At 71.8% G+C, this 9,467-nt stretch carries 12 protein-coding genes and 1 pseudogene; 6 read left to right on the top strand and 7 right to left on the bottom strand.

Translation table 11 applies throughout. The features are described from left to right. Window positions 1–105: 105 nt before the first annotated feature. The 3 genes from ABZY11_RS17990 to ABZY11_RS17980 form a co-directional block, all read right to left on the bottom strand. Complete coding sequence (locus tag ABZY11_RS17990) at window positions 106–858, bottom strand: alpha/beta fold hydrolase (RefSeq protein WP_356480037.1); 753 nt, start codon at window positions 856–858, stop codon at window positions 106–108. Between the two features lie 60 nt (window positions 859–918). After that, window positions 919–1,308, bottom strand: coding sequence for a hypothetical protein (locus tag ABZY11_RS17985; RefSeq protein WP_356480036.1), 390 nt, complete (start codon window positions 1,306–1,308; stop codon window positions 919–921). Between the two features lie 118 nt (window positions 1,309–1,426). Next, window positions 1,427–1,660 carry a hypothetical protein gene (locus tag ABZY11_RS17980; RefSeq protein WP_356480035.1) on the bottom strand — a complete coding sequence of 78 codons (234 nt, stop codon included), beginning with the start codon at window positions 1,658–1,660 and terminating at the stop codon, window positions 1,427–1,429. Between the two features lie 155 nt (window positions 1,661–1,815). Here ABZY11_RS17980 and ABZY11_RS17975 point away from each other — a divergent pair. The 3 genes and pseudogenes from ABZY11_RS17975 to ABZY11_RS17965 form a co-directional block, all read left to right on the top strand. Further along, a pseudogene (locus tag ABZY11_RS17975) lies at window positions 1,816–1,950 on the top strand (TetR family transcriptional regulator); the annotation flags it as partial. Between the two features lie 31 nt (window positions 1,951–1,981). Then, window positions 1,982–2,113: a hypothetical protein gene (locus ABZY11_RS17970; RefSeq protein ID WP_356480042.1), complete on the top strand. Its 132-nt coding sequence runs from the start codon at window positions 1,982–1,984 to the stop codon at window positions 2,111–2,113. A gap of 125 nt (window positions 2,114–2,238) precedes the next feature. Further along, on the top strand, window positions 2,239–2,958 hold the full coding sequence (locus ABZY11_RS17965; protein ID WP_356480041.1) for a hypothetical protein: 720 nt from the start codon (window positions 2,239–2,241) through the stop codon (window positions 2,956–2,958). A gap of 56 nt (window positions 2,959–3,014) precedes the next feature. Here ABZY11_RS17965 and ABZY11_RS17960 read toward each other — a convergent pair whose 3' ends face one another. Then, window positions 3,015–3,395, bottom strand: a complete 381-nt coding sequence (locus tag ABZY11_RS17960) for a hypothetical protein (RefSeq protein ID WP_356480034.1) — start codon at window positions 3,393–3,395, stop codon at window positions 3,015–3,017. 100 nt (window positions 3,396–3,495) lie between these two features. Between ABZY11_RS17960 and ABZY11_RS17955 the strand changes: the two genes are divergently transcribed. Both ABZY11_RS17955 and ABZY11_RS17950 read left to right on the top strand, forming a co-directional pair. Next, on the top strand, window positions 3,496–5,730 hold the full coding sequence (locus ABZY11_RS17955; protein ID WP_356480033.1) for a prolyl oligopeptidase family serine peptidase: 2,235 nt from the start codon (window positions 3,496–3,498) through the stop codon (window positions 5,728–5,730). Further along, entirely contained in the window at window positions 5,727–6,179 is a 453-nt protein-coding gene (locus ABZY11_RS17950; RefSeq protein WP_356480032.1) for a Rieske (2Fe-2S) protein, read from the top strand. Before ABZY11_RS17955 ends, ABZY11_RS17950 begins: the two co-directional genes overlap by 4 nt. Before the next feature lie 118 nt (window positions 6,180–6,297). On the opposite strand, the gene ABZY11_RS17945 is transcribed toward ABZY11_RS17950, so the two are convergent. Beyond that, window positions 6,298–6,951 (bottom strand): cysteine hydrolase, encoded by a 654-nt coding sequence (locus ABZY11_RS17945; protein ID WP_356480031.1) that lies wholly within the window; start codon window positions 6,949–6,951, stop codon window positions 6,298–6,300. Between the two features lie 109 nt (window positions 6,952–7,060). Between ABZY11_RS17945 and ABZY11_RS17940 the strand changes: the two genes are divergently transcribed. Beyond that, window positions 7,061–7,537, top strand: coding sequence for a pyridoxamine 5'-phosphate oxidase family protein (locus ABZY11_RS17940; protein WP_356480030.1), 477 nt, complete (start codon window positions 7,061–7,063; stop codon window positions 7,535–7,537). Window positions 7,538–7,596: 59 nt separating this feature from the next. Here the strand turns inward: ABZY11_RS17940 and ABZY11_RS17935 are convergent, their stop codons facing one another. Both ABZY11_RS17935 and ABZY11_RS17930 read right to left on the bottom strand, forming a co-directional pair. Then, window positions 7,597–8,235, bottom strand: a complete 639-nt coding sequence (locus ABZY11_RS17935) for a response regulator transcription factor (protein WP_356480029.1) — start codon at window positions 8,233–8,235, stop codon at window positions 7,597–7,599. Then, window positions 8,232–9,464: a sensor histidine kinase gene (locus tag ABZY11_RS17930; RefSeq protein WP_356480028.1), complete on the bottom strand. Its 1,233-nt coding sequence runs from the start codon at window positions 9,462–9,464 to the stop codon at window positions 8,232–8,234. Before ABZY11_RS17930 ends, ABZY11_RS17935 begins: the two co-directional genes overlap by 4 nt. Window positions 9,465–9,467 lie beyond the last annotated feature (3 nt).

Below are 9,467 nucleotides of genomic sequence, written 5' to 3'. Positions count from 1 at the left end.
CGTCTGTCTTTGGTTTTGGGGGGGTTGGTGTGGTTGACGGCCCCTGCGGGCGGGCCCCCCCCCCGGTTGGGGGGTCGGGGCCCAAGCCCTGTGCGCCGTGCGGTGTCAGGCGCCCGTACGGGCCGCTCGGCCGGGCACGTGCGCGGCGATGAGCTCCGCGACATAGGGCAGGTGGTCACCCAGGAAGAAGTGACCACCGGGCAGTACATGCCGCTCGAAGGACCCCTCGGTCTCCCGCTCCCACGCCTGTACGCGCTCGACGGAGACCCGGGGGTCACTGTCACCGGTCAGCGCGACGACCGGGCAGTGGAGCGGCGGCCCGGGAACGTGGATGCGGGCGGACAGCATGGCGTAGTCGGCGCGCAGCGGGGGCAGGGCGAGCCCGAGGATCTCGGGATGGGTCAGCAGCTCCTCGTCCGTGCCGGACAGCAGCCGCATCTCCCCGATCAGGTCGTCGTCGCTGGGCGGGTCGGGCAGCCGCGCGCTGCGCGGCAGCGACGGGCCCTCGCTGCCCGAGACGAACAGCGCCGCGGGCTCCCTGCCTTCGGCCGCGAGCCGCCGTGCCGTCTCGAACGCCAGGAGCGCGCCCATGCTGTGGCCGAACAGAATCAGCGGCCGGCCCCCGCTCGCGGGGAGCGAGGGCAGTACCGCGCGCACGACATCGCCGAGCCGTTCGGCGAACGGCTCGGCGATGCGGTCGTGCCGCCCCGGGTACTGCACGACCAGTGCTTCCGCCGCGCCCGCGACCGCGGTCGACAGCGGGAGGTAGCCACTGGCCGAACCACCTGCGTGCGGGAAGCACAGCAACTGCGCTCCGGCGTCGGGGGCCGGGCGGAAGCACCGTATCCAGTTGTCCACGACATCCCTTCTCTCGTGTTCTCGGTCCGGTCCGTGACCGACTCCGTGAACGTTATCCGCTCACTGTGCGGCGGCGATCCAGTTCTCCAGCTGTTCACGGGTGGTCGCCGGGTCCGCGACGAGAACGGCGAGTTCGTCGTCGCGGGGTTCCAGTGTCGTCAGGGCGGGGCAGCGGTGGCAGGCCTCGACACCGACCTGGTTCCACCACTTGCAGTGCGGGCGGAGGTGGCACCGTGGGACGGCGGCCGGGCCGGGCTCGGCCGGCACGGTCGTGATCCGTTCGATCAGTCCGCAGGCCTCGCCGACCCGGTTCGCGCAGTCCGACACGCAGTGCGAGGCGAACCGGAGCACCCGATTGGGGGCGATCCCCTCCGGGATGCTGCCGAGAACGTCGGCGGCGGGTACGGGCTCGGCCAGGTAGGCGACCTGATCACGCTCCCCGGACCGCACGCCGAGGACAACGGACTCCGGGCGGCTCGCATCACCGCTCGGACACCATCTGAGGGGGCTTTCCTGCCCGTCCCGGGCAGGGTCCGCAGTGCTGTCCACGGTGCTCACCTCCGATTCGTCAGCAGGAACGCGGGGTTGTCGAATTGAGCACCATGCCGCCGATGACTCCGTCGGTGACGGCACCCTGCTGCTGCTCGGCAGCGACCGCCTGCGCGATGCTCCTGACGAGCTGCTCCTGGGTGGTGATCCGCTGCGGACGCTCGGCGGCAGCGGCGTTGGTGGTACCGCCCACCGTGACGAGACCGGCAACGAGGGCTGCGGCAGCGGCCGCCGTACGCATGCTGTTGTTCATCCCTGTCCTCCATGACGTCGGTTACGGCTTGCAGAAATCGACGGTAGGGTCCGCGTCCCGCCGCGATCGGCAGTTACGGCGGCGGCTTCGGGGGCTTGTTCCGCCGGTCATGCCACCGGTTACTCATTGGTCGCACCGTCAATAGCATCGCCGGTATGTCGTCAAGCACTCAGCGGAAGCGGATCCGGAAGTCCCCGTCGGACCGACGTGCGGAAATCGTCGACGCGGCGGCGGCCATCGCCCTCACCGAAGGGCTGGAGTGCATCACCCTGCGCAGGATCGGCGAACAAAACCGCGGGCCGCCCCGAGGCTGTCACGCGTATGGCCGTCAGCACGGCCGAACGCGAACTCGGCCTGGAGAGCGGCACGCTCACCGGGCGCAGCGCCGCGCTCGACGTCAGCCGCACCGACGCACCCGCGGCATCCGGCACCCCCGCCGGTTCCGGGATCTGAGCGCCACGGCCCGGCCCCTCCCCCGCCGGCCGTCATCGCCGGTGCCCGCCATCGTCGCCCCGGCCGTGCCTGTCCGGGCTCGGGAATACGTCGTCGGTGTCAGAGGCGGCTCGGAGAGTCCTGCCATGAGCGACTTGGTCAACAGAGCACTCTTTGTAGCCGTCACCCCCATCCCCGACACCGATCCCGCGCGGCGGGGGCCGCCGCCCATCGACATGGCGGCCGCCCGCCGGGTCGCCGAGGCGATGCGCGTCACGCTGTCCGAAGCCTGCCGGGCCGCCGGGGTACCGGACGACAGCGGCTGGCTGACGGAGTTCACCCGGCCGGACTTCGACGGCTTCCAGGACTTCGTGACCGGACTGCGCGATGACGCCGATCCCGACCACGTGCCGCTGATACCGGAGTTGTGCGCGCGGCTGCTCGGCGACGACGCCCGTACGGACCGCGCGTTGCTGGGCGACCAGGAGATCCGCGAGCCGTTCTTCCACGCGGTGCACACCGACGGGGAGATGTCCGTCGGCGGTGACCTCGGGGCCGAGGCCGTCTACGGCTACTACAACGATCAGACACTCCAGGCGCGCACCATCCGCGCCCGTCCGGTCATCGAGGACGAGCACAGCACGATCGCCGGGGTGGAGGCGGACACCCACTTCGATCTGGACGACTTCCAGCAGGGATACGGCGAGGGCGTGCAGGAGCGACTGCGCGAAGTGCTGGTGGACGAGGTGTTCTCCAACGAGGAGGACGAGGAAGAGGAGGAGCAGCTGGACCGAACGCTCCTCTTCGCCCGCCTGCGCGAGGGGCAGCCGGTCTTCCGCACGGACGAGGGTGCGGCGGCGCACTGATCCCGTCCCGGCGCCCGTGGACCGCCACGGGCGCCGGACAGCCCAGGCGTTGGGTGCTACCGGCTCAGCTCCGCCAGCACTCTGCCGCGCAGCAGCTCGTACTCCTCGCGCAGCCGCACGATCTCCGCCGGCCGTGCGATCACATCGCCGCCGACGACGATCTCCTCCGGGCGGAACTGCTCGCGGGTGAGATCGACTTCGATGCCCATGCCCAGCCGGTTCCACCAGTGGTAGTCCACTCGCTCGCCGTCCACATGGACCTCGCCGCGGATCAGATCGCCGCCCAGGAGGTCGTGGAGCACGAGCGCCGTCACTCCGCACTGATCGCGCGCCGGATTGTCCGGGGTCCAGTCCGCCCGGTGTTCCGGCGTCGTGGTGTCCGCGCCCCAACTCCTGCGAACGGCCTGCTCAAGGTCGCTGAAACTGCTCAGTGTCATACCGCTCAGTGTGGCAGACGCCTCTGACAGTCCACGCGCCTCGCGTCTTTCGTCCGGCCCTGGCTCCGTCGCCGGGAAGGCCGCCTGTCATGGTGTCGCCATGACTCCGACCAGCGATGCCACGGCCGATGACACGACGGACGACACCAGCCGGTTTCCGCGACAGTTCGGGCGGACCCACCGGTTCTCGCTCGGGGTGCCCCGCGGCTTCACCGTCTCACCCGACGGCACACGGGTGCTCTTCGTACGGTCCACGTCCGGTACGGATCGGATCAGCCGGCTCTGGCTGTACGAGGAGGGGCAGGAGCGGCTGCTCGCCGATCCGCTCGGGTGCGGCCACGACGACGGGACGGGCGCCGCGGTGCCGCCGGAGGAGCTGGCCCGCCGCGAACGGGCGAGAGAGACGTCGTCGGGTCTGGTGTCCTACGCGACCGACGCACAAGTGCGGCTGGCCGCCTTCGCGCTCGACGGCGAACTCTGGGTGGTGCGGACGGACGGAAGCGCTCCGCGCCGGATCGGGACCGCCGGTCCGGTGGTCGATCCTCGGCCCTCGCCGGACGGCACGCTGATCGCGTACGTCTCCGGTGGTGCGCTGCGGATCGTCACGACGGAGGGGACGCACGACCGGGTGCTCGCCGCCCCGGACGGCGACCGGGTGACGTACGGGCTGTCCGACCACGTATCGGCCGAGTCGATCGGCCGCTCGCGCGGTCACTGGTGGTCGCCGCGGAGCGATGCGCTGCTGGTGGCGCGGGTGGACACCTCGATGGTGCGGCGCCGGTACATCAGCGATCCGGCCCATCCGGAGCGGCCCGCGCGCGAGATGGCGTACCCGGCGGCGGGCACGGCGAACGCGGACGTGTCGCTCCACCTCGTGCGGGTGTCCGGGGAGCGGCTCGCGGTCCGGTTGCCGCGCGTCGCGGACGCGGACCATCCCGAAGCGGTGTGGACGGACCGGTCGTTCGAGTACGTGGTGTCGGCGGCGTGGGACGGTCACGGGCCGCTGGTCTCCGTACAGACGCGTGACCAGCGTTCGGTGTACGTGCTCGCGGTGGATCCCGGCACGGGAGGGACCCGCGTCCTGAGCCGTGCCCAAGACCGCGCGTGGGTCGCGCTGCGGCCCGGGACACCGTTGCGGCTCCCCTCCGGTGCGCTCGTCGTGCCCGCGCGGCCGGGCGGCGACACCCAGGGGCTGGAGTTCGGCGGACTGACGACGCCCCCGGGGCTCCAGGTCCGCGAGGTGGTCGGAGCCGTCGGCGACCGGGTGTTCTTCACCGCGAGCGAGGAACCGACCGAGGTCCATGTCTGGTCGTACGGGGCGGCCCCCGGTGGCGGCCCGGTGCGCGTCAGTGAGGCACCCGGCGTGCACACGGCCGCGGTCGGCGGTCCCACCGTGGTGCTGGACAGCAGGACCCCGGACGGTCAGACGGTGACCGTGCTGCGCGACGGAACGCCGGTGGGGCGGATCGCGGTCCTCGCCGAGACTCCGCTGGTCGTCCCGCGGCCCGCGGAGCTGAGCCTCGGGAAGCGGGAGCTGCGCAGCCGGCTGTATCTGCCGTCGTGGCACCGGCCGGGCGACGGTCCGCTGCCCGTGCTGCTCAGCCCGTACGCGGGCCACGGCATGCAGGTCGTCCTCAAGGTCCGCGCCTGGTGGGTCGCGGTCGCCCAGTGGTTCGCCGAGCAGGGTTTCGCGGTGCTGGTCACGGACGGCCGGGGCACTCCGGGGCGCGGGGAGGCCTGGGAGAAATCGGTGCACGGAGACCGGCTGACGGCTGTCCTCGACGACCAGATCGACGCGCTGCACGCGGCCGTCGCGCGGTGTCCCGCGCTGGACCCGTCCCGGGTCGCCGTGCGCGGCTGGTCGTTCAGCGGGTATCTCGCCGCTGCCGCTGTGCTGCGGCACCCGGAGATCTTCCACGCAGCGGTCGCCGGTGCCGCAACTGCCGACCGGCGGCTCTACGACACCCATTGGGAGGAGCGGTTCCTGGGCCACCCGGACGTACTTCCGGAGAACTACGAGCGCAATTCACTGCTCCCGGAGGCAGCCGGGCTGACCCGCCCGCTCATGCTGGTGCACGGACTTGCCGATGACAATGTGTCCGTCGCCCACATGCTGCGGTTCTCCGCGGCGCTGCTGGCCGCGGGCCGGTCGCACACGGTGCTGCCGTTGTCCGGGGCCGGTCATCTGGTCACCCAGGAGGCGGCGGGCAATCTGTTGCTGCTGGAGCGGGACTTCCTCAGGAAGTCCCTGGGTGCTGAACACGGGGGTCCCGCCGCGCGTACCCCTGGTCGGACACCGAAGACCCGAACACCGCTGAAGGGAAAGCCGGTATGACCACATCGCAGAACCACGAGGGCCGTCCCGGGCGGCGGGCCGTCGTCGCCGCGGCCGGGGCCGCCTCGGTGGCTGTCGTACTCACCGCGTGCGGCAACAAGAAGGAATCGGGCGGTTCGGAGGTGGTCAAGCCGGCCGACGACGGAACCGGCGGCAGCGGCACCGCACTGACGAGGACGGCCGACATCCCCGAGGGCGGCGGAAAGGTCTTCGCCGACCGGGGCGTCGTGGTGACACAGCCGAAGGCCGGCGAGTTCAAGGCGTTCTCGTCGAAGTGCACCCATCAGGGATGCACGGTGTCGAAGGTCTCGGCCGGCACCATCGACTGCCCCTGCCACGGCAGCAGGTTCGACGCATCGACGGGCGCGGTGACGCACGGCCCCGCCACCCGGCCGCTGCCCGCTCGGAAGATCACGGTCTCGGGCGACTCGATCACGCTCACGCCCTGACCGCACGCCACCGGGCAGGGACGGACCGCCGCCTCCTGTGAAGCGGCCGTCGGGAGTGTTCCAGCCCCTGCCCCGGTGGTGTCAGGCTTCCACGGCCTTCAGAAGGGGGCTCTCTGCGTCAGGATCGGCCCCCGCGGGATGTCCGGCTCAGCCAGCAGCCCAGTACGTCGTCCGTGCTCGTGATGGTGGCGACGAGGGCGAGTGTGTTACGGATCATCGCGGGCGTGTAGTCGGCCGGCACCCCCGCGATGGCGTCGGCGGGCACCACGGCCGTGTAGCCGAGATTCACCGCGTCGAACACGGCGTTGGGGATGGCGACATTGGCCGAGACCCCGGTGACGACGAGTGTGCGGCAGCCGAGGTTGCGCAGCAGCGCGTCCACATCGGTACCGGCGATGGGCGACAGGCCGTGCAGCCGGCGTACGACGAGGTCCTCGTCGGCCACTTCGATCGGCGCGGCGATCCGTACCGCCGTGGTGCCGCAGTGCTGTTGCACGGGGAGCCGGCCGGCGGCCCGGAAGAGCCGGGCGTTGCTGTTGGCGCCCCGACCGTCCGGGCGGCGTTCGGCCACCGCGTGCACCACCTGGACCCCGGCCTCGTGCGCGGCCGCGACCAGCCGGGCGACCCGGTGCAGGGCTCCGGAGGACCGGGCCTCGTCGGCCAGTTCGGGCAGTGCGCTGCCGGGGCCCACGACCCCCTGCTGGCATTCGACCGTCATGAGCGCGGTGATGGCCGGATCGAGCTGCGCGGCGAGTTGTTCCGTCGACGGCACGGCTGCCCCTTTCGGCGGCGGATCGGGCGCGCGAGGCTATCCGCCATTGCGTCACGGGGGAAGAGGCCCCATGATTTCTGACACTCAGTCAGCAATGAGAGGGGCACCCATGGTTGCCGGTCAACGACGCGGTCGTCGGATCATGATGACGGACGCCGAACGCGACGCCTATCTCGCCGAACAGCGCACCTGCCGGGTCGCCACCGTGTCCGCGGACGGCCGCCCGCACGTCGGTGCTCTCTGGTTCACCTGGGACGGAACCTCCCTCTGGCTGTACTCGATCACCCGGAGCCTGCGCTGGTCCCAGCTGCGCGAGGACCCGAGGGTCGCGGTGGTCGTGGACGACGGGGTGGAGTACGCGGAGCTGCGCGGCGTCGAACTCCGCGGCGAGGCCGTCGCCGTGGGCGAGACCCCCCGCACCGGCGAACCGTGCCCCGAACTCGCCGTACCGGAAAGGCTGTTCGCCGCGAAGTACTTCGCGATGGACACCATGCCGCACGACGGCCGCCATGCCTGGCTGCGGCTGACGCCGCAGACCGTCACCTCCTGGGACTTCCGGAAGCTCGCCGTCCCGCCCGCGGCCTGAGGGCCGCTTTCCCGCACCCGTCCCGGCGGTCCGCCGGGGCCGCAACAGGCGCAACAGATTCAGGGGCGTCTCAGCAGCCCTCGCTCCATGGCCACCACCACCGCCCGCGTGCGGTCGCTCACGTCGAGCTTGGCGAACAGGCGCAGGAGGTGGGTCTTGACCGTGGCCTCCGCGATGACGAGGCGTTTACCGATGTCGGCGTTGGTCAGGCCGTCGGCCACCGCGTTGAGCACATCGGTCTCGCGGGCGGTGAGCGGCTCCTGGGCCGGGCGTCGCATCCGCGCGATCAGCTTCTCGGCCACCCGGGGCGCGAGGACGGTCTCACCGCGCGCCGCCGAGCGGATGGCGTCGGCGAGTTGTTCGCGGGTGGTGTCCTTCAGGAGGTAGCCGATGGCGCCCGCCTCCACCCCGCGCTCGATGTCCTGATCGGTGTCGTACGTCGTCAGGATCAGGACCCGGGTGCGCGGGTACCGGGCGACGATCTCGGTCGTAGCCCCCACCCCGTCCAGCACCGGCATCCGCAGGTCGACCAGGGCGACGTCGGGGTCGTACCGTTCGACCAGGTCCAGGGCCGCCCTGCCGTCCCCCGCCTCCCCGACGATCTCGATCCCGTCCTCTCCGGCGAGCAGGGCCACGACGCCCGCCCGCATGACGGTGTGGTCGTCCACCACGACCACCCTGATTCGTCCGCCGGTCATCGCGTTGCCTCGCTTCCCGCGCCGCTCTCCACGTCACCGTCCCCGGGCGCCGGCTCCAGCGGGATCATCCCCAGGACCCTCGTGCCGTCGCCCACCGAGCTGGTGACCGTGAGCCGGCCGCCCAGTTCCGCCAGGCGTTTGCGCATCCCGTCGAGCCCGAAGCCCTTCGACTCCTCCGGGACGAATCCGGTGCCGTCGTCGGTGACCTCCAGCTCCACCCCGTGGGGCCCACGGGTGAGCAGCACGCCGACCGTGGAGGCACGCGCGTGTTTGCGGACGTTGGCCAGGGACTCCTGCGTACAGCGCAGCAGCGCGATCCGGGTCTGCTGGTCGCACTCGACGTCCGCCAGCTCGCCGGCCACCATGAGCCCCGTGTCCTCCGCGAAGCGGTCCAGGATGCGGCGCAGCGTATGCGCCACCGAACCGGCCGCCGACCCGCCCCGCTGCTGGGCCGAGCCCACCAGCTCCCGGGCCTCGGCGAGGTTCTCCCGGGCCGTCGACTCGATCGAGCGCAACTGCTGGGCGCTGCGCGCCGGCTCCGAGGCGAGTCCCGCCCGGGCCGCCTCCGCCAGCACCACGATCGACGCGAGACCCTGCGCGAGGGTGTCGTGGATGTCCCGTGCCATCCGCTCCCGCTCGTCCGCCGCCCCCTGGCGCTGGTGCGCCTCGGACAGCTCCGCCTGGGTCCGTTCCAACTCGACGATCAGCCGGGCGCGTTCGGTGCTCTGCGCGACCACCGAGTGCGCCCACAGGCCGATCAGGACCCCCACGGCGACGACGATCAGGGTGGACACCATGGTCTCGCCGACGAACTGCAGCGACCAGCCCTGCCGCGACCAGCTCCCCACCAGCGTCGCCACCGTGGCCAGCCCCAGGAACCCCATCGAAGCCCTGGGGGTCCGCCCGAACATCCAGTAGTGCGGCAGCGTCACCATGAACAGCGCCGCGTAGCTGCCGCGCAGATATGCGAGCCCGCCGAGCGCGAGCACCAGCACGGAGAGGTAGACGTGCGGCCGTACGACGGGGTTGTCGGGGAAGCGGTCGAGGAGCGCGTAGCAGAGCACCACGCAGCCGAGCAGCGCGAGCGCCGCGTACCGGCTCCCGACGGACCCGTCCATCGTGGCCAGCCCGATGGCCATCGCGGCGAACAGCACCCAGCACACGGCGTTCCAGCGGCGCAGCGATGTGGTCCAGAGGGCGTCGGCGGAGGGTCCGGCGAGAACGGTCATGCC

Origin of the sequence: Streptomyces sp. NPDC006510 (genome assembly GCF_040611955.1) — a bacterium.
GTDB lineage: Bacteria > Actinomycetota > Actinomycetes > Streptomycetales > Streptomycetaceae > Streptomyces.
Note: the sequence above shows the minus strand (reverse complement) of the source record. Positions and strands in the feature narration are given on the sequence as shown.

Coding starts and splice junctions, on each gene's coding strand:
- ABZY11_RS17980 (WP_356480035.1), bottom strand. CDS start 1,660: ATGAACAACAGCATGCGTACGGCGGCCGCTGCCGCAGCCCTCGTTGCC.
- ABZY11_RS17970 (WP_356480042.1), top strand. CDS start 1,982: ATGGCCGTCAGCACGGCCGAACGCGAACTCGGCCTGGAGAGCGGCACG.
- ABZY11_RS17965 (WP_356480041.1), top strand. CDS start 2,239: ATGAGCGACTTGGTCAACAGAGCACTCTTTGTAGCCGTCACCCCCATC.
- ABZY11_RS17960 (WP_356480034.1), bottom strand. CDS start 3,395: ATGACACTGAGCAGTTTCAGCGACCTTGAGCAGGCCGTTCGCAGGAGT.
- ABZY11_RS17955 (WP_356480033.1), top strand. CDS start 3,496: ATGACTCCGACCAGCGATGCCACGGCCGATGACACGACGGACGACACC.
- ABZY11_RS17950 (WP_356480032.1), top strand. CDS start 5,727: ATGACCACATCGCAGAACCACGAGGGCCGTCCCGGGCGGCGGGCCGTC.
- ABZY11_RS17940 (WP_356480030.1), top strand. CDS start 7,061: ATGGTTGCCGGTCAACGACGCGGTCGTCGGATCATGATGACGGACGCC.
- ABZY11_RS17935 (WP_356480029.1), bottom strand. CDS start 8,235: ATGACCGGCGGACGAATCAGGGTGGTCGTGGTGGACGACCACACCGTC.
- ABZY11_RS17930 (WP_356480028.1), bottom strand. CDS start 9,464: ATGACCGTTCTCGCCGGACCCTCCGCCGACGCCCTCTGGACCACATCG.